Here is an 18,122-nt window from a genome sequence, read left to right as displayed (position 1 = left end):
ACCTCCTTGACCTGGGAACATTCCCATACTTTAGAGTAACAGTGAGCAAAGAAAATGTCGATGTGTTCAATACGAAAGGAGATCCTCCCTATGTCCCGTCAAGCCTTGAAACTCGTCACCATCGGCGGTGGGTCCAGCTACACCCCCGAACTGATTGAAGGATTCATCAAACGCCAAAACGAATTACCGATTAAAGAAATCTGGCTGGTAGATATTCCTGCCGGTGAAGAAAAGCTGCGCATCGTTGGCGCCATGGCCCAACGGATGGTCAAAAAAGCCGGTCTCGACTGGCAAATCCATCTCACCCTGGACCGGCGTCAAGCCCTGAAGGACGCTGATTTCGTATCCACCCAATTCCGGGTGGGTTTACTCAATGCCCGCATCAAGGATGAGCGCATTCCCGCCAGCTACGGTATGCTGGGGCAAGAAACCAATGGGGCCGGCGGCATCTTCAAGGCCTTTCGGACGATTCCTGTCATTTTGGATATCGTGGCAGATATGAAAGAACTCTGCCCCGACGCTTGGCTGGTCAATTTCACGAACCCCAGCGGTATGATCACCGAGGCCATTGCCACTTACGGCAAGTGGGACAAAGTGATTGGCCTGTGCAACGTGCCGGTGGGCGCGATGCTTTCGGAACCGCCCTTGATTGGCAACACCCTGGATCAGCTGACCTATAAGTTTGCCGGTATCGATCACTTCCACTGGCATAAAGTATGGGACGAAACCGGTAAAAACGTCACCATGGATATCGTGGACAAAATGTACAGCGATGACGCCGGTCTGCCCAAAAACATCTTCGACGTGCCGTTCTATCGCGCCCAGTTGGACGACATGCAGATGATTCCCTGCGGCTATCATCGGTATTACTATCGAGAAGAAGAAATGCTGGCGCATGCGCTGGAAGAATACAAAGGCGTCGGCACCCGGGCTCAGCAGGTTAAGCGGCTGGAACATGAGCTGTTTGAACTTTACAAGGACCCGAACCTGGCCGTGAAGCCGCCCCAGTTAGCCGAACGGGGCGGCGCGCATTATTCCGACGCCGCCTGTGAAGCTATTGCGTCGCTATACGCCAATAAGAAAACCCACATGGTCGTGTCTACTGTCAATCATGGCGCGATTCCCGACTTGCCAGAGGACCACGTCGTCGAAGTATCCGCCCAAATCAGCGCCGCCGGGGCCGTGCCCATGGCCTTCGGCGCCTTACCGCCGGCGGAACGCGGCTGGCTGCAGCTGATGAAAAATATGGAATTAGTTATCTGCGAAGCCGGCGTCACCGGTAATTACGGCTTAGCCCTGCAGGCCTTCACCATGAATCCGGTGATCCGCAGCGGGCATACGGCGAAGCGCATCCTGGATGAATTACTGATTGCCCATCAGGATCACTTGCCGCAATTTGCGGATACCATCGCGAAACTCACAGCAGCGGGCGTAACCGTGAAAGACCCGATTGCCGCCGAATTAGATAAGGAACCGGCAACAGTATAAAGAGTGACAAAAACGGACGCGCGCGCGTCCGTTTTTGTCAGTGCTTAGAGTTATTTTCCGCCGAAATTTCAGTATTCAACTGCTTCGTAGCTTCATTGACCGCACCTTTCGCTTCCACCATGCCCAGCGGAAAATGATTCTCCCGTAAGGCCAGCACGACCGCGGTCGGATGGTTCGTCGGCAGCAATTTCTTTGCTTCTTCAACCAGTTCCTTATCGTCAAAGTGGAACATGGCTTTCATGCGCTTGTTTTCTTTTGAGAGTTGGAAATTGATGACCAGTACGGCGGCTAGCATCAAACCCATTAGGTAAGCATACATCATGACGGCAAACTTCCTTTCCTGTCGCATTATACCCTACTAGCCGGAAATGGACGATGCCAATGTTGATTGATCAGCCAAAGCCCTGTCGCTCTAAGTGGGAACCCATTTTATGGTATAATATTTTTTGACAATTCAAGGAGCGGTGGCTCTCTCGAAAGAGGTGGTGCGATGGATCAAAACCCCATTTCCCACGTAGATTCTATCAGAAAGGAGAGCCCACGTGTCAGCTGTTTCTGCCCTGGTGGCAGAAACGGTGGCGATTCTTGTATCATTGGCCGTGTTGATCAAGGCATTTGCCTTCCTCATCAAGTCGTTAACGACAGCGGTTAATGCGCTGCGAGAGCTCGAACTCGCCACCATCAATTGGCAGCAGGTCCGGCAACGGCACCGACGCCAAAGGCAAAAACGGCATACAAAAAGCCGCTCCTGATCGACATTCACGGCGGCTTTTTATGCTAAACTGAGTGTCACCGCTTCTTGCGGCGTCATTGGGTGACGTGTTCGCGCGCGTCACCCTTTTGCATATTATTGTAGCATATGGGTGCAATAGATTGCAGTGTTTTGAACTGCACATAGTACAAAAAACACCGCTCTCTAACGCCATATCTCAGCCGTTCAGGAGCGGTATTTGCTGTGCCAATTACTTAGCCTCTGTGAAGACAACGCGCTTGCGCAGCTTCGGAGAGTACTTCGTCAACTTCAGACGATCAGGCGTGTTACGCTTGTTCTTCGAAGTCAGATAAATCTTTTCGCCGGTTTCTTTGTTCTCGAGCATGATCCAGTTCCGCATGTCAGTCACCTCTATGCATAGTTTTACTTACCAATGATACCGGAATAGCGAGAAATGTCAATAGAGAGCGCAGGCCGCCGGTTAAGAGCTCGTTTTGGGGATTTCTCACTGCTCGCCGGTATCCACCGTGATCTGATTTCGCCCCTTACCCTTAGACTGGTACAGCATCCGGTCCGTCCGTTCATAGAAATCACTGGCCGTCGCGTCCGCCAGCGACAGCTGGGCAACACCCACTGACACGGTAATGGCCAGCGGCTGATCGTCGACGCGGATCACCGTCGCGGCAATCTCTTCCTGCAAATGCCGAGCGAAGTTTCCAGCATCAATCAACGCCACCCCGGGCAGCAGAATATTGAACTCTTCACCGCCCACCCGGTAGCAAGTGGCGGCGGGGTAGACCGCCGTTTCCTTGTCCAGCAAGCGGCCAATCGTTGCTAATACTTGATTGCCGGCAAGGTGGCCGTATTGATCATTCAGCGACTTGAACCAGTCAATATCAATGGCAATCATCGACAGCGGGGCGTTGCGCAGGTGATACCGCTTGAACAATTCCTCGTAATGCTTGTCGAACATGCCGTAATTTTGCAGCCGGGTCAGCGGATCATAGGTGGCTTCGTAGGTGATCGCGCTGAGGTGGTTATTTTCATTATCCAAGGCGCGCAAGACATAGGCCAGCAAGCCGTTGAGAATAATGAAACTGACAAAATGGCCCAAGGCCGCTTCACCGCTGAGGGGTGCGACGCGGCGCAACTGAAGAAAATAGGCCAGCAGCCAAAAGCCGCCGCCGACACAGTTGATGACCATCACGAGGGTGAGCAGATGCAAATGGATCCGTTTAGCAATCGTGGCGATCAGCGCCATGATCAGCCAGACGGTTACTTCAGTGGTCCAGCTTTCATACGTATTCAGGGTCAACCCGTAAAAAGCGGCACGACTGGCACAATCTGCCAGCACAACGACAGCGCTGCCCCGTCGGCCGAGGTAGATCATGGTGTAGATTAAGATCAAAATGCGAAAGTTGACCAGGGCAACGTCGGATTGCAGATCGTAACCGAGGTATTGGAAATAGATGGCCAGCACGGCAAAATAGCCGACGCTGACCACATTTAAAATACCCACTGAATAATCGATCTTTTGCCCAGCGTTGATTGTAAAATTCATAATTCCCCGGAGCAGCAGCTGGTTCAGCAGGACCACGCCAAGCATCACAAAAATATCAGTGATCAGCGGCTGCTGGAACCACGCATTGATCATCACATTGGGTCAGTCCTTCCTGGCCGCAGGCGCATGGTGGCGAGTGGTGGCCGCCGTTTCTTGGGCCACCGCCATCTGCGCCGCTTGGTTCAAATAGTTGAACGGCTGGTCAAAGTGCGGTTGAAACAGCATGTCGACATACGCCAGATCATCAATCGTATTGCGGTTTTGGATCGCAATCGAGACGGCGTTGGCAGACTGGGTCACTTCGTGGAGACTCCACAATTGGGCGCCGAGGACCCGCCGATCTTGCCGGTCGTAAACCAGTTTGATCGTTACCGGCGTGTTCGGGTGCATGAAATCCGGCCGATAGTTGGCGTGGTACAAAACACCGGCCGCGTCGATCCCGGACTTGCGGGCATTGGTCAGCGTGATCCCGGTGGTCGCCAGAGTATTGCCGAAGAGCATCATGGCGGTGGAGCCTTGGGTACCGAGAAACTTTTGCTTATGGCCGTACAGATTACGAGCAGCGATCATCCCTTGCCGCACGGCATTAGTCGCCAGCGGGATATAGGCCGGTTTCCCGGTGGGATTGAACCGGACCGTGCAGGCATCCCCCGCGGCGTAAATATCCGGATCGGAAGTCTGCTGGTAATCATTCGTAATGATCGCCCCATGGCGGTCCATGGTAACCTGACCCCGAAGCAGGTCAGTATTGGCCATGAAGCCAGTGCAAACGATAGCGAGATCCGCGGCGTACGCGTGGTCGCCGGTGTCAATTAGGAGGCCGCCAGTCTTTTCATCCGCTCTGAAAGCCTGGACCCGCTCATTGAGGTGAATCTGGACACCGTGGTCCGTCAACAAGTCCGTTATTTCCCCGGAAATTTCTTGGTCAATATAATTATTGAGAATCTGATCATGGCCCTGAATCAAGGTCACGTCGTGGTCCGTTTGGGCGTAAGCCTCGGTTAGTTCAACCCCGACATAGCCGCCGCCCACGACGGCGATCCGCCGGTGCTGCGCGGCGGTGTCGTGGATCGCCTGGGCCTGCCAATAATCTTTGCACAGCAAAACCCGCTCATGGTCAATGCCCATCAGCGGCGGTACGACCACGTAAGAACCAGTGGTCATGATCAATTTATCGTATGTATCGTGGAATATTTCATGGGTCTCTAAGTTTTCAATCGTTAAATCTTTTTTTGCTGTATCGATCTTCACCACGTCATGGCGAATGCAGACTTTCGCCCCAAGAGCAGCCAAGTCCGCCGGGGTGGCATAGAACATGTCTTCCAAGCGTTTTACCTGGCCGCTGAGATACAGGGGAATGCCGCAGGAAAGAAACGAGACATTATTGTCCCGCTCGTAAATCGTCACTTCGGTATCGGGATATTCTTGAAAAATTTGGCGCACAGCGGCGACACCGGCGTGGGTGCAGCCAACGATAATGACTTTCATTGATTTTCTCCAATCAGGATCCTATTGCCCGGGATCGGTCGGGTGGATCTTCAGTAAATGGGGCTTACCATAATAATACCCCTGGCGGAAGTCGATGTGCAGGGTGTCAAGGAGGGCATCATCTTCCGCCGTTTCGGTGCCTTCCACAATAAAGCGCAGCCTGTGGGCGGCCGCGATGTCCCGCCAGTAGACCAGCTGCTTCACCAGATCAGGGTCAGCCAACCCCGTGGTGAAATTTTGCAGGGCAAACTTCATTTCGCTAGCGTAGGGCAGCAAAGGCTGCACATCCGCCAGCTGATTCTGGCCGGTGCCCACATCGTCTAGGCTGATTTCCATGCCCCGTTCGTCGTATTGCTTGATCATTGGCATCAATTGCGTGATCGTGATGCCCTGATCGGTGGGTTCTTCTGTCAGTTCCACATTTAACCGTACCGGCCGCAGATAACTCTGGGCCTGAATCAAAGCCTCATTGATTTGCGGATTCAGCATTTGCGTCCGATTCAGATTAACGGAGACGGAGCCAATCTTCAAGGCAAGTTTGCGCGTGGTAGCAATGAGGACACTGGCGATGATTTCGGCGGGTACGGCCGCGAAGCTTTTAGGCGGCCGCCACCCGGCGAGGGTGTATTGTTTCATCAGTAATTCGTAGCCGATCAACGAGTTGTTGATCATGTCCAGCTGCGGTTGGATGAAATAACGGTAGATGCCTTCGTGCGTATCCATAGCGACCTGCTTTCTAGCGAATAAAAAAGGGAGTGCGACATTCGCTCTCCCTAATATAAATAATTATTGAACAAACTGCAAGATGTCGCCGGGCTGACACTCCAGAGCCGCACAGAGCTTGGTTAAGGTAGAAAAACGAATGGCCCGGGCTTTGCCCGTTTTGAGCACCGACAGATTGGCGATGGTGATGCCGACTTGATCGGCGAGTTCGGTGAGCGTCATGTGCCGTTTGACCAGCAGCAGGTCGAGATTGACTTGAATATGCATGGAATCCGCCTTTCTAAATAATCGCGTCGTTAGCATCTTTAACTTGCAACGCTGTTTCCCAGAGGCGTTGGAGAATGGTTAAAAAAACGGCGACCACTGCAGCAATCACCACCATGCCGGTAAACACGATGGCGGAACCGGGATCTTCTCCTTGAATAAGAATGACCACGATTTGCGGGAAAAACAGGAACAAACTCCCAGTCATTGCGACAACGCCCCATTTTGCCCGGCTGAGCAACTGTAACGCCCGGATGGTGAAGGCTTGCCGATGCGTCAATGCGCTGAGCAGGCGGGACGAGTAGCAAGCAGCCGCAAAGAACGCTGCGGCGGCACCATAAAGGCCAACTGTGAAAATAACCGCCACCGGTAAGTTATGGTATTGGTAGACGAAATGTTCCGGGACCCGCGGAAAGATAAAGACACAGCACATGATGGCAAATGCGCCAGCACCAACCAGACACGCTTGTAAGAACCAGGAACGCAACTTCATTTGGGACACCTTCCTTAAACTGTTAAGTCGTTTTCTTCCTTATAAGTGAGAGCCGTTTGCCACAAGCGTTGCAGGACCGCCAGAAATACCGCGACGACAAATGGCACGGCGACAATGCCGCAACCAATAACAAATAGACCTGGTGCATCTTCCTGATCGGCGGCGACGAAAAATTGCGGCAGGATCAGGCAAAGACTGGCTGCAGCCCCGGCCATCGCCCACTTAAAACGGCGCAGCAGCTGAACGACCCGCGGGGTGAAGGCCTGGTGCCGATTGGCCGCGACCAGCAAGCGGGAAGCCTGATAGGCGCCGACGAAAAAGCCCAAAGCCGCCCCGTACCAGCCCGCCGCGAAGAACCAAGACGCCACTGGGTGGCGGTAGATGTCCATCAACTTCCCCGTCATGCGCGGAAAGACGATCAGGCAAAAAATAACCGCCAGTACACAGGCAACGGCCAAACAGAACTGCAAGAACCAAGAACGTAATTTCAAAATGATCAGCCTCCTTAATCTCTTAAAGCCATTGTACCGCAATACTTATTGATAAACGATAAAGATTACATGAAAATCGATAATGTTCGTGAATTGATAGCCGCTTCTATTCGAAAAAGACGAACGATATATCAAAATAAGCCATTTATGTTCTAAAATCATCTTGAATTACCCCTCGGCCATCGGTATAATGGGCCTATTAATCGGGAAAAGAGGAACTGATTTTGGATACTTATTTCCAACTCCAAGAGAATCACACCACCCGCAGTCGGGAAATCTTGGCCGGAGTCACGACATTCTTCGCTATGTCTTATATTTTGTTCGTGAATCCGTCTGTTCTGTCCCAAACGGGGATGCCCAGCCAGGCGGTTTTCCTGGCGACCATCGTTGCTTCAGCTATCGGGACAGCCTTTATGGGATTGTTTGCCAATGTGCCTTACGCCCTGGCGCCGGGCATGGGGCTGAATGCCTTCTTTACGTATACCGTTTGTTTTGCTTTGGGTTTTAAGTGGCAGGAAGCCCTGGCATTGGTTTTCATTTGCGGCCTAGTCAATATCACGATCACGGTCACTAAGATTCGGAAAATGATTATTACTGCTATTCCAGAGGCACTGCAGCATGCGATGGGCGCTGGAATCGGGGTATTTGTGGCCTATATTGGTTTGAAAAATGCCAATATTCTGCAATTCACCAGCGATGCCGGCAGTATTGCATCGATCAACGGCAAGGCCTTTTCTGCTGGGACGACCCATTTTAAAGGCGGGATCACGTCGGTTGTGTCTAATGGCGGGATTGTCCCGGCTCTGGTCAACTTCACTCAGCCCGGCGCGCTGCTGGCGCTGATTGGGCTGACGATCGCGATTATCCTGATGGTGAAAAAGGTTCCTGGCGCCATTATTTTAACGATTATTATCACCACAATCATCGGGATCCCCATGGGAGTGACCGACCTGCACAACTTGGGCACGAATTCCTTGGCCAGTGCCTTCGGTCAACTCAAAATAACGTTTGGGGCCTGTTTCGGCAACCCTGGGATGCAGTCCTTGTTCAGTTCCTGGTCCCGGCTGCCGCTGGTGCTCATGACGATTTTTGCCTTTAGTTTCTCTGATACCTTCGATTCACTGGGCACCTTCATTGGGACCGGCCGGCGGACGGGGATCTTTTCCGATGAGGATATGTCCGACATGAAGAATGGCAAAGGCTTTTCTTCGAAAATGGATAAGGCCCTTTTCGCGGATTCTGTAGCCACCGGATTTGGGGCCATTTTCGGCACGTCCAACACCACAACCTATGTTGAATCCAGTGCTGGCATCGGGGCTGGCGGCCGGACAGGGTTGACCAGTGCGACGGTGGCCGTGCTCTTCATCATCAGTGCCGTCTTTGCACCGATTATTTCCGTGGTACCCACTCAGGCCATTGCCCCGGCACTGATTCTGGTTGGGATTCAGATGCTTGGTTCCTTCGCCAATATTGATTGGACAGATCTGACTGCTGCCATCCCGGCGTTCATGGCTTCCATCTTTATGGGGCTGTGCTACAACATTTCGTACGGGATCGCCGCCGCCTTTATTGCCTACTGCTTGATCAAGCTGATCACCGGCAAGGCTAAAGAGGTCCATCCGATTCTTTGGATCGTCACGATTCTCTTCATTCTGAATTTCGTCGTTTTAGCAATTCTTTAAGGACCTTGCAGAAATGTTAGGCCATGGGCCTTCTCCTTTTATTACACTGGTGATGAAAGGAGTGGCGACCATGGCCTTTTTATTTCAAAAAAAGCGCTGGCTCAAAATCACCGGCGCTTTGATCATTGGTATTTTAGTTTGTACCTTAGCCTACGCCCGAGTAACCAACGCGGACGGGTCGGCGGCCGCGGCGTATGCCCAGGTGTGCCGGCGGGTCAAACACTTGCCGCGGCGGGCGACCCGCTCTACGATCATTCACCAGTTAGGCGAACCCAATAGTCAGGTGCTCACCCCTGGTAAGCACCGCCAGACCATGCATTGGCGCTATCCCAAAGTTGGGCAGGTGACCATCGTTTTGGACCATGATCGGGTGATTTCGATTCAGAAGAAGGCATATTAAAAGGAGACCAGATCGGTCTCCTTTTTATTATGCCTCAACAGATTGAATGATATGCTGCAACCATTGGTGCAGCAGTTCTTCTGGGATATCCTGGTGAAATGCGATGTTCACGCGTTTCGCCCCGACGTCGTACCCGCCCTTGGTAAACTCAGCAGCGAGCTTTTGCGGCACGTCTTGATTGGATGACACCGAGACGTGTTTTTGATACGCCGCGATGCTCAGCCGCTGGCCATTCAATAAGTAGAAAGGCTGGCCGTACTTGATCGTCGGTTCAGCGCCGGGCCATTCTTCATTGATGAAGTGGTCTAACGCCGTGAGCAATGGCCGCGCGTCAACGCTGGCTTGGTTGAGATAATCCTGGATGTCTTTGACTTCTGGTTTCTCTGGCATGGAATCCCCCCTTAATCGCTATAGGTCTAGTATAACGCGAAATGGGGGCTAAAAGTTAAGCGTGGATGACTTGTTCAGCGGCCGCGAAGATTCTTTGGGCGACATCGGCGTTATCCATCGTGTAGAGATGGACGCCGTCCACGCCATGGACCAGCAGATCAATAATTTGGTCTACGGCATAGGCAATGCCGGCTTCCCGCATGGCCACCGGGTTATCTTGGAAGCGGGCCATCATCCGGGTGAACTTCTCCGGCAGGGCGACACCGCTCATCGTCGCCATCCGTTCGATCTGGTGGGCATTGATGACGGGCATGATGCCGGCCTGGATCGGTACTGTGATCCCGGCTGCCCGGGCTTGGGCAACGAAATCGTAGAAGACCTGATTGTCGAAGAAGAGCTGACTGATCAAGTGACTGGCGCCGGCATCCACTTTGTCTTTCAAATAATGGATATCGGTGGCGAGATCCGGCGATTCCGGGTGGCCTTCGGGGTAACAGGCGCCGATCACGTTGAAGTCGCCGCACTGGTGGATGTAGCGGATCAAATCGCAGGCGTGGGGGAAGTCGTTGCTCAACCGGCCGCCGGCGGGAATATCGCCGCGCAGAGCGAGGATGTTTTCAATGCCGTGGGCCTGCAGCTCATTCAGCAGGCCGTGAATCTGGTCGGCGGATAATTGGCTGGCCGGCAAGTGGGCGACCGTTTCAATCCCGTAGGTGTCTTTGATATAACTCGCCGTGGCCAGAGTACCGGTGGCCTGGAGCGCGCCATTGGCGCCGAAGGTCACTGAGACATAATCGGGGTGCAAGTCGCTGAGCACTGCCAAGGTTTCGTCCATTTTTCGCAGCGATGCCGCCGTGGCATTTTTGCGGGGCGGGAACACTTCAAAGGAAATGACCGGCCGATCCTTAAAGAGTTGGTTGATTTGCATGTTCCAGTTCACCTCGCACTTGCTTGGCGGCGGCGACCATATTGATCAGCGCCTGTTTGGCTTCGGGTTCTTCCCGGGTTTTCAAACCGCAATCCGGGTTGATCCAGACATTGTCGGCGGGCAGCTTGACCAGGATGTGGTGAATGATGTCGACGATTTCTTCCTCGGATGGGATCCGCGGGGAATGGATGTCATAGACGCCGGGACCAACGTGGGTCTGGAAGTGGACCTGTTTGAGAATGTCCAGCAGGGTGAAGTCTGCCCGGGAGGCTTCAAAGGAGATCACGTCGGCGTCCAAGTCATCGATGGCCTGAATGATATCACCGAACTCCGAGTAGCACATATGGGTGTGGATCTGGGTCGTCGGCTGGACCTTGCTGGCCACCAGCCGGAAGGCCGGCACGGCCCAATCCAGATACTGGCGATACCAGTCGCTTTGGCGCAGCGGCAGATTCTCCCGCAGGGCCGGCTCATCGATTTGGATGATCTTGATTCCGTGCTTTTCCAGATCCAGAACTTCACCCTGCAGGGCCAAGGCAATCTGCTCCGTGGATAATTTATTGGATACGTCGTCCCGGGGGAAGGACCAGTTGAGGATGCTCACCGGCCCGGTGAGCATGCCCTTGACCAGCTTGCTGGTCTGGCTTTGGGCAAAGACGGTGGTAGCGACGGTAATCGGGTGGGTCCGGGCGACATCGCCCCAGATGATCGGCGGCTTGACGCCCCGGGTGCCATAGGATTGGACCCAGCCATTGTCCGTGAAGCGGAACCCCTCAAGCTGTTCGCCAAAGTATTCCACCATGTCGTTGCGTTCGAATTCGCCGTGGACCAAAACGTCCAAGCCGATGTCTTCTTGGAACTTCAGCCAGCGCTTAGTTTCTTCTTCATTGAAGGCATTGTATGCGGCTTCATCGATCTCGCCCCGGCGCAGCTTCGCCCGGTTGCGGCGCACCGCCGCCGTTTGCGGGAAGGAGCCGATGGTCGTGGTGGGCAGCAGGGGCAGCTTCAATTCCTTGGCCTGAATGGCCAACCGGGTCGCCCGATCCGGGGTCCGCTGATAATCTGCCGGCTGCAAGGCCGCGATCTGAGCGTTCAGCGTTTTGTTTTCCACGTAGCGCGGGGCGGCGAACAGCGCCGCATTTTCCTGGTAGGCCAGGGTGTCAGTTCCATTTTGGCGAATGTGGTCCAGATCCACCAGCTCAGCCAGTTTCTCCTCAGCGAAGGCTAAGTATTTCTTCTCGTTATCGGGAATATGGTGCTCATGCCGGACGGTGTAGGGCACGTGGAGCAAAGAGGAGGAGGTGGACAGCACCAGACGAGTGGTCGGCTGATGCAGTTCAGTCAGCAGGGCCAAGGCCTTTTGATAATTAGTGCGCCAGATATTCTTCCCGTTGATGACGCCGGCAAACAAGGTCAGCGAATCAGGCAGGCCATTTTCTAACACAATGTCTTTATTCTTCGGCCCTTCAATGAAATCCAGCCCCAACCCGTCGAAGGGCAGGGTGGTGATCAGCTTGTAAGAATCCCGCACATCACCGAAGTAAGTCTGGAGCAGGATATGCCCGTCGCCCTTGGCGGCCAGAATGGTATCGTACAGCTGGGTGAAGCGGTCCAGGTCCTTGGCCGTCTGGTCATAGACCAAGGCGGGTTCATCCAGTTGGATCCAATCCGCGCCCAGCGCCCGCAGCTTCGTAATAATGCGCGCGTAGGCAGCCGCCAAGGAAGGCAGAAAGTCATCGGGGGTCAAGCCGTCTAAAAAGCGGCTCAGCCGCAGCAGGGTATAGGGGCCGATCAAGGACGGCCGCGCATTGATGCCCAACTTTTCAGTTTCGGCGAACTCGTCAAACAGTTTGGTGCCGACCACTTGGATCTCGGTATCCCGGTCGAATTGGGGCACGATATAGTGGTAGTTGGTGTTGAACCACTTCTTCATGCTCAACGCCTTCTCGTCCCCGGCGGGTCCTTGATATCCCCGGGCCAGCGCAAAGTATTCGTTTAACGGATCCAGAGCCAACGCCTTGAAGCGCTGGGGCACCAGGTTCAGCAGAAAGGCGGTATCCAGGGTCGTATCGAAGAAGGAAAAGTCTCCCGTGGGTACCTGATCGATACCAGCGGCTTGGACGGTCTGCCAGTGGTGCTGGCGCAGCTCCCGGCCGGCGGTGTGCAATTCGTCTGCGGTGATCTGGTGCTTCCAATACTTCTGCGTTGCAAACTTTAATTCCCGTTTTTCACCAATGCGTGGATAGCCGATAATCGTTGTGGTCATATAGAGTCCCTCCAATGGGTGTGATGAAAATAAAAAAATCCGTCCCCGATCCGCTGCAAAATATTACAACAGATCAAGGACGGATTCCCGTGGTACCACCTTGGTTCGCAAGGAGCTCGCGCCCGCTTGCCTCACTCAGTCCGGCCCAGAGGGCGAGACCTGAACGCTGTAATGGGCGTCCCCATGATCGGCTTGCCATTGCTCGCCGACCCTGCGTAACCAAGACCATGTTCACTGACTTGCCGTTATGACCTCGCACCGCATGGCCACTCTCTGGAGAACGGTAGTACCAGCTACTCATCTTCATCGCTTTTGATTTAATAATTGACCGTAGCATACCCAGAAATGTGGGGGATGTCAAGCGGCCGAGCTCAAATTTTGCAGGAGTGGAAAACAGAGACCCTATTTATAACTAGACAGAATTAAGAAAAGTGTTCAGTTAATTCGAATCGTTGAATGCTTTTTCCGGAATACGGCTGTTATCTGATGGGATTAGATGGTATCCTGAATGTGTGACAAATAGGTAGACAATTCACTTGGGTGAGTTGTTATCTGGGGAGGAAATACTTATGAATACGCAGTTCAGTAAACGCCGGTGGGGGACTAGGCGTCGCTTTTCAATCCTATTTGGTATCGCGGTATTATTGTTGTTACTGGCTTGTCCTGGCCGCCCCGTCCATGCCGAATTAATGGATTTACCGGATCAAACGGATCCGACCAATACCAGCAAAACGGCCAACAATATCTCATCACTGGCTACAGGGATGAATAAAAATCTCGTGACAGGCGACACCGATACGACGGTCACTTCCGGCATTGCGGATGCAAAATATGATTTTTCAAATTATCAGATGCAATCACCGTTGTCTGTCTACCCGTTACGGTCATACACACCATACAATCCTAATGTGTCCCGAGATTCTTCCGGCAACGCGAATGGTGATTATTTTCATGACCAAGCCAATACCAATCGGAAGGTATATTCTGCCTTTAAACTGGTGTATCGGCGTTTTGCTGTCCCGCAAAGTTTAGCCGATTCCACAACGGATATGGAAACAGAAAAGGCTGGAAATAACGGTAAGGCGGTGTGGGTCCCAAATTTGCACAGCTATACCGATGCCAATGGCAAGACTCAAAAAGAAGAAGCCTATCAGGGCCACTTTTTGCAAGCTACAGGGGTGGTCAATGTCCATATCATGGTTGACACTGCCTATGGTAATGCAATGAATAATATTTATGATGGCAATTATGGCGTTATGGTCCGCTTCAAGATGGAAAAGGGCGTTAATGCTGCCGCCATCGCCAAAGCGATTGTTTGGGATCGCGCTTACTTCCGGATGGCCATTGACGTCCCCAAGATGTCAACGGACCGGGTCACCAGAATTTATGTGCCAATGCAATTCGACCATACAGTTTATCTTGATCCTAATCACCCGAATGTTTTCTATTTGAAAGTTAAAGGGATCCCCCTTGCTAATGACAATCCAACGACGACATCATTGGCCGGGATGACCGTGTCGCCCAACCTGACCCGGGGGGTATTGCCCTTTGGTACAAGCCGGGGGGCCAATCCAGCCGTTGTCGCCAATACGCGTACTAATGCCAACGGCAAAGTGCAAGATAATGCCGATGCGGTACCGCGAATCGCGGCTGGATTCTCCGCAACGGATATGCAAGCCTATTTAACCAAAGTACCAGCTGCCAAGAATATTCCCGGTCTAACGAAAGACAGCAGTGGGAATGTTGAGAACACGACGGTTAATTTAGCACTGGTCAAAAACTTTATTCAACAGGATTTGCGAGATTTCCAGAATAACGTCAGTACCTATACCGGATCCATGGCAGGCCACAATTATGCGGATGCCGGTTATCCCACCGTTAGCGGCGATCCCAATGGCAATCCGTATGCCAGTGCTCAGAGCTCTTGGGCAAAAGTTCAAAAAAATGCTGACGGCAGTTGGACCCGTACCAACCCGTTAATGGATCCGAGTTACCAATTTAATAGTGTGCTTGATTCGAATGCCGTCCAAACTGAATGGTTGTGGAATCCTAATGCGCCCACCTCTGGGGTAGGTACGAGTCCTTCTAAAGGGTACAGTGTTGGTTATCCCTATACGTATTCGCTTCTGTCAGCGTTGTTTACGATGGCCAATGGCAGCAACTATGGTGGTATTTTCGCGGATGCCGCCCAAATGCTATATCAAGCTGCGGTCGGCTATATTGCGAAAGACGGTTTTGCCGGATCCTGTTACGTCAACTTCTTCATCGACATGGACAAATACAATGGCAACTTAGATGACCATTCGCCCGCCAAGACGTTGACGAAGGGAATGCTGATGCCGTCAGCACAGAAGAATCACACCTATAACTTGTCCATGGATATTGTCGGCAGCGATAAGCTGGTTGATCCGCAGACCAAGACGACAGCGACGCCTGCTGTATCACCCCATGATACGCCGATGGATCGGGCTTTGATTCGACCTGACTACTACACGGAAGATCCATCACATTTGAATGCCGCGGGTAAGGTCCTGCAACAGTATTTATGGGCCGCCCCAGCAATTCCGCCCACATCGCAGTATGTGAGTCAAATTCGCCAAAACGTGTTGCAGACGACCAATCAAAATAATAATTGGACCGTTAAATCCGAGTCCGGGGCAATTCCCTGGAACCAAACGCCACCAGCACAAAGTACGCAAGGCGGCAAGGGCGGCTTCTGGGTGATGGGCACTTGGCAAACCAGCCTCTATTGGAACGATACACTCGGCGGTCAAATTGTGGGGGCTGCCAAGACGGATAATAATGGCTTTATTCAAACCACCACGGTCAATGGTAAAACGGTACCCGTGGATGGCACCATTGGTGTGAACACCGATCCTGACCGCACTGATGCCTTTGCCGTCAGCATGAACAGTTGGAATTCCTACGTATCGCCCTGGGATTGGAGTAAGGCCCTCAATACTGACAATACTCAGATTCAAGCGACGAGTGATGTAACCAATCCGGCCGACCCGAACTATGGCAGTACAATACCCTGGGAAAGTGTCACGCCGCTGGGCTCTCCCAACGGTACGGCCGGCGACAGCAGTGCTTTGCTGACCAAGGATGGGTCAAAGAGCTACAACGCCCGCAGTGTCACCTTGGAAATGGCGGCCAGCGGCTTGTTGTCGTCCAATTTGCCGCAATCCAGCGATATGACGTATGGAGCTTATGATTCGAATGCCATCACTAAAAACACCGTGAGCACCGCCCGCTTTGCCCGAGTGGTCAATTATTACTCCAACTTTGAAAACATTGGCGGAGCTGACACGGATGCCTACAACTGGGGCACCAAAGAAGACAGGAATACGCAGAGCTTGATCTATACCAAAGACGTATCCGGTATTCCGGTGGACAACCAGCCTCAAGTCGTTAATCGGGTGAACGCCGATGTCACGGATAGCGACGGCAATGCAGTGACTGTACCGACCACGACGTCACCGATTCCCAAGAATCTGCAAGTCCATTATTCAGCCATCATGGGGGACGGGGCGTATACGCGCCCAGCGACTCTCTATGTCATTCAAAATGGCTTCACGCCGCGCGTTGATCTCACAAATCGGGTCTATAACGTGACAGCGGCTGAGCTGAAGAAAGGCATTACAATCGATGGTAACTGGACCGCGGATTGGACACCCGCACTCGCCGACAACGGGAAGGTGTTAGCCCATGCCGGTGACAGCAGCGACTTTGCTGCGGATGATCACGAAGCACTCAAGGCTGGCACACCGGAGCGTGGACGAAGACGACGAAGCCAGACAACTCAGCGGAAGCACCCGGACCGCATAGTTTTTCGTTCACGGTCAATGACGTTGCGGCCAACACTGATCCCTCAAAATCCAGTGACGGTTCAATTGGTATTGCCAACACGATTGGTTCTCATGTCATCACCGTGCGGACGAAGATTGTGTATACCTATGAGGACAAGTCATACATAGGCTTTGCGGATGCGCAGCAAGTGGTTAACGTGATACCGGATGGGTATGATAAAATCAGAGCAACAAAAGGTATTGTGACCGATCCGAATGAATGGTTGATGTACACTCTTGCAGAGTATCAAAATCTTGTTGGGTATCAGAATTACAATTCCAATGATTTTATCAATTACAACAGTCCTTATGATACGATTCAAGCGTATGTTCAACCAACGGATCAGATTCGAGTAAGAACTCGTTTCGCAATCCCTAAGGACGCGGGATTTAGCTTCTTGCGGGATATTAAGGTTGTGTTGAATATGCCTACAACAAATGACCCGGCACACCCATATTTTACAATGTCTCCGGGAATGAATGATGGTGGCTGGGAAGACGATACAAGTGGGCGGAGAACGCAGATGGTACTTTGGACAAGTTCTCCTGATGGAAAAACCTGGGCAAATCCTGGTAACGTTGACTTTGTGACTCCAGATTCACCAACTCAACCTTCAAAATATACTATTGATAAGTTGGACGGTCCACTTGATATTGGTAGCGGGACATCAACGAATGGATTCGTTCCTGGAAATGTATTTGAGGTTATGTATACCTTGAATGTACCTAATATCAGCGCCAGTAATATCCCGGCAAGCCAGATGATTCGTGACAGCATCACAGGGACGACCGATAGCGGTAAGACTGTCACGCTGGATACAAATCCGATTTACATCAATTCGGGTGGCGATAATACTTACGGCTTGCTTCATGTACCCGACCTTGACTTTGGTCAAGTATCCAGTACGGGCGTGGGAACTACCAAAGAATTACCCAGTGATGCAGAAAGAGATCAGTATTTTGAAGCATTCGATAACCGGGCTGTTGAGCCCATCGATCCAGATACACCAACCCGTGCTCCCTGGTATCTGTATGCGCAACTCGGCAAGTTTTCTGCGACAGATGGTTCGGCGAATCGCAGCATTGGCGGGTCGAAAATAACGTTTGACTATCACACCAGTGAATCACCTTCTGCACCGACACGTGGAACCATTACTTCCGGTGGTGATCCGGTGAAGATCCTAACTCGCCCCAGCGGCAAATATCCGGCCAACTTCCGGCAGGATGTTGGTCAGACGACTTTCACGGTGGGTGATAGCGGGGACGGTACCAGTGGTTTCACCGGCGGCAAGTACCAGGCCACGGTGACCTACACCATGACTCCTGATGATGGGTAAGCGGTCGTTAAACGGGTATATGGTTCGCGCCGTAGCCTCCTTGTATGCTTG

General features: G+C 52.5%; 17 protein-coding genes. 6 read left to right on the top strand and 11 right to left on the bottom strand.

The genetic code is table 11. The annotated features are described in order from the left end of the window. The first annotated feature begins 90 nt into the window (after positions 1-90). Positions 91-1,488, top strand: a complete 1,398-nt coding sequence (locus FMM01_RS08050) for a 6-phospho-beta-glucosidase (RefSeq protein WP_150392167.1) — start codon at positions 91-93, stop codon at positions 1,486-1,488. A 37-nt stretch (positions 1,489-1,525) separates the two neighbouring features. Here FMM01_RS08050 and FMM01_RS08045 read toward each other — a convergent pair whose 3' ends face one another. Then, the gene (locus FMM01_RS08045; protein WP_027829669.1) at positions 1,526-1,810 is read right to left on the bottom strand and encodes a hypothetical protein; all 285 of its coding nucleotides are present in this window, start codon (positions 1,808-1,810) and stop codon (positions 1,526-1,528) included. Positions 1,811-2,030: 220 nt separating this feature from the next. Between FMM01_RS08045 and FMM01_RS08040 the strand changes: the two genes are divergently transcribed. After that, on the top strand, positions 2,031-2,240 hold the full coding sequence (locus FMM01_RS08040; RefSeq protein WP_150392166.1) for a hypothetical protein: 210 nt from the start codon (positions 2,031-2,033) through the stop codon (positions 2,238-2,240). A gap of 210 nt (positions 2,241-2,450) precedes the next feature. On the opposite strand, the gene rpmG is transcribed toward FMM01_RS08040, so the two are convergent. The 7 genes from rpmG to FMM01_RS08005 form a co-directional block, all read right to left on the bottom strand. Next, complete coding sequence (rpmG, locus tag FMM01_RS08035; RefSeq protein ID WP_027829668.1) at positions 2,451-2,600, bottom strand: 50S ribosomal protein L33; 150 nt, start codon at positions 2,598-2,600, stop codon at positions 2,451-2,453. A 105-nt stretch (positions 2,601-2,705) separates the two neighbouring features. Then, entirely contained in the window at positions 2,706-3,854 is a 1,149-nt protein-coding gene (locus tag FMM01_RS08030; RefSeq protein WP_223850051.1) for a GGDEF domain-containing protein, read from the bottom strand. Positions 3,855-3,863: 9 nt separating this feature from the next. Continuing rightward, entirely contained in the window at positions 3,864-5,249 is a 1,386-nt protein-coding gene (locus tag FMM01_RS08025; RefSeq protein ID WP_150392164.1) for an FAD-dependent oxidoreductase, read from the bottom strand. A 21-nt stretch (positions 5,250-5,270) separates the two neighbouring features. Then, a complete protein-coding gene (locus FMM01_RS08020; protein WP_223850024.1) occupies positions 5,271-5,972 on the bottom strand; it encodes an EAL domain-containing protein in 702 nt (233 codons plus the stop codon). Between the two features lie 63 nt (positions 5,973-6,035). Next, the gene (locus FMM01_RS08015; RefSeq protein WP_150392163.1) at positions 6,036-6,239 is read right to left on the bottom strand and encodes a helix-turn-helix domain-containing protein; all 204 of its coding nucleotides are present in this window, start codon (positions 6,237-6,239) and stop codon (positions 6,036-6,038) included. A 13-nt stretch (positions 6,240-6,252) separates the two neighbouring features. After that, entirely contained in the window at positions 6,253-6,729 is a 477-nt protein-coding gene (locus FMM01_RS08010; protein WP_150392162.1) for a DUF2975 domain-containing protein, read from the bottom strand. A 14-nt stretch (positions 6,730-6,743) separates the two neighbouring features. After that, positions 6,744-7,220 carry a DUF2975 domain-containing protein gene (locus tag FMM01_RS08005; protein WP_150392161.1) on the bottom strand — a complete coding sequence of 159 codons (477 nt, stop codon included), beginning with the start codon at positions 7,218-7,220 and terminating at the stop codon, positions 6,744-6,746. A gap of 224 nt (positions 7,221-7,444) precedes the next feature. Here FMM01_RS08005 and FMM01_RS08000 point away from each other — a divergent pair, with 224 nt between their 5' ends. Continuing rightward, positions 7,445-8,902 (top strand): NCS2 family permease, encoded by a 1,458-nt coding sequence (locus FMM01_RS08000; protein WP_027829662.1) that lies wholly within the window; start codon positions 7,445-7,447, stop codon positions 8,900-8,902. A 70-nt stretch (positions 8,903-8,972) separates the two neighbouring features. Then, the gene (locus tag FMM01_RS07995; RefSeq protein ID WP_150392160.1) at positions 8,973-9,302 is read left to right on the top strand and encodes a hypothetical protein; all 330 of its coding nucleotides are present in this window, start codon (positions 8,973-8,975) and stop codon (positions 9,300-9,302) included. Between the two features lie 27 nt (positions 9,303-9,329). On the opposite strand, the gene FMM01_RS07990 is transcribed toward FMM01_RS07995, so the two are convergent. From FMM01_RS07990 to metE, 3 genes are read right to left on the bottom strand one after another with little or no spacing between them, the layout of a single operon-like run. Then, on the bottom strand, positions 9,330-9,692 hold the full coding sequence (locus FMM01_RS07990) for an iron chaperone (protein WP_027829660.1): 363 nt from the start codon (positions 9,690-9,692) through the stop codon (positions 9,330-9,332). A gap of 55 nt (positions 9,693-9,747) precedes the next feature. Further along, positions 9,748-10,620 (bottom strand): methylenetetrahydrofolate reductase [NAD(P)H], encoded by an 873-nt coding sequence (gene metF / locus FMM01_RS07985; protein WP_146995045.1) that lies wholly within the window; start codon positions 10,618-10,620, stop codon positions 9,748-9,750. Next, positions 10,598-12,886 carry a 5-methyltetrahydropteroyltriglutamate--homocysteine S-methyltransferase gene (metE, locus tag FMM01_RS07980; RefSeq protein WP_150392159.1) on the bottom strand — a complete coding sequence of 763 codons (2,289 nt, stop codon included), beginning with the start codon at positions 12,884-12,886 and terminating at the stop codon, positions 10,598-10,600. The genes metF and metE overlap by 23 nt, the downstream gene beginning before the upstream one ends. Before the next feature lie 569 nt (positions 12,887-13,455). On the opposite strand from metE, the gene FMM01_RS07975 reads away from it, so the two are divergent. After that, positions 13,456-16,863 carry a hypothetical protein gene (locus FMM01_RS07975; RefSeq protein ID WP_150392158.1) on the top strand — a complete coding sequence of 1,136 codons (3,408 nt, stop codon included), beginning with the start codon at positions 13,456-13,458 and terminating at the stop codon, positions 16,861-16,863. Next, positions 16,833-18,071 (top strand): hypothetical protein, encoded by a 1,239-nt coding sequence (locus tag FMM01_RS07970; RefSeq protein WP_150392157.1) that lies wholly within the window; start codon positions 16,833-16,835, stop codon positions 18,069-18,071. Before FMM01_RS07975 ends, FMM01_RS07970 begins: the two co-directional genes overlap by 31 nt. The last annotated feature ends 51 nt before the right edge of the window (positions 18,072-18,122 follow it).

Origin of the sequence: Schleiferilactobacillus harbinensis (assembly GCF_008694105.1) — a bacterium.
In the GTDB taxonomy this organism is placed as follows: domain Bacteria; phylum Bacillota; class Bacilli; order Lactobacillales; family Lactobacillaceae; genus Schleiferilactobacillus; species Schleiferilactobacillus harbinensis.
Note: the sequence above shows the minus strand (reverse complement) of the source record. Positions and strands in the feature narration are given on the sequence as shown.

What these genes read in the sequence shown, in the direction of transcription:
- FMM01_RS08050 (WP_150392167.1), top strand. Translation starts at nt 91, where the DNA reads ATGTCCCGTCAAGCCTTGAAACTCGTCACCATCGGCGGTGGGTCCAGC.
- FMM01_RS08045 (WP_027829669.1), bottom strand. Translation starts at nt 1,810, where the DNA reads ATGATGTATGCTTACCTAATGGGTTTGATGCTAGCCGCCGTACTGGTC.
- rpmG (WP_027829668.1), bottom strand. Translation starts at nt 2,600, where the DNA reads ATGCGGAACTGGATCATGCTCGAGAACAAAGAAACCGGCGAAAAGATT.
- FMM01_RS08030 (WP_223850051.1), bottom strand. Translation starts at nt 3,854, where the DNA reads ATGATCAATGCGTGGTTCCAGCAGCCGCTGATCACTGATATTTTTGTG.
- FMM01_RS08025 (WP_150392164.1), bottom strand. Translation starts at nt 5,249, where the DNA reads ATGAAAGTCATTATCGTTGGCTGCACCCACGCCGGTGTCGCCGCTGTG.
- FMM01_RS08020 (WP_223850024.1), bottom strand. Translation starts at nt 5,972, where the DNA reads ATGGATACGCACGAAGGCATCTACCGTTATTTCATCCAACCGCAGCTG.
- FMM01_RS08015 (WP_150392163.1), bottom strand. Translation starts at nt 6,239, where the DNA reads ATGCATATTCAAGTCAATCTCGACCTGCTGCTGGTCAAACGGCACATG.
- FMM01_RS08010 (WP_150392162.1), bottom strand. Translation starts at nt 6,729, where the DNA reads ATGAAGTTGCGTTCCTGGTTCTTACAAGCGTGTCTGGTTGGTGCTGGC.
- FMM01_RS07995 (WP_150392160.1), top strand. Translation starts at nt 8,973, where the DNA reads ATGGCCTTTTTATTTCAAAAAAAGCGCTGGCTCAAAATCACCGGCGCT.
- FMM01_RS07990 (WP_027829660.1), bottom strand. Translation starts at nt 9,692, where the DNA reads ATGCCAGAGAAACCAGAAGTCAAAGACATCCAGGATTATCTCAACCAA.
- metF (WP_146995045.1), bottom strand. Translation starts at nt 10,620, where the DNA reads ATGCAAATCAACCAACTCTTTAAGGATCGGCCGGTCATTTCCTTTGAA.
- metE (WP_150392159.1), bottom strand. Translation starts at nt 12,886, where the DNA reads ATGACCACAACGATTATCGGCTATCCACGCATTGGTGAAAAACGGGAA.
- FMM01_RS07975 (WP_150392158.1), top strand. Translation starts at nt 13,456, where the DNA reads ATGAATACGCAGTTCAGTAAACGCCGGTGGGGGACTAGGCGTCGCTTT.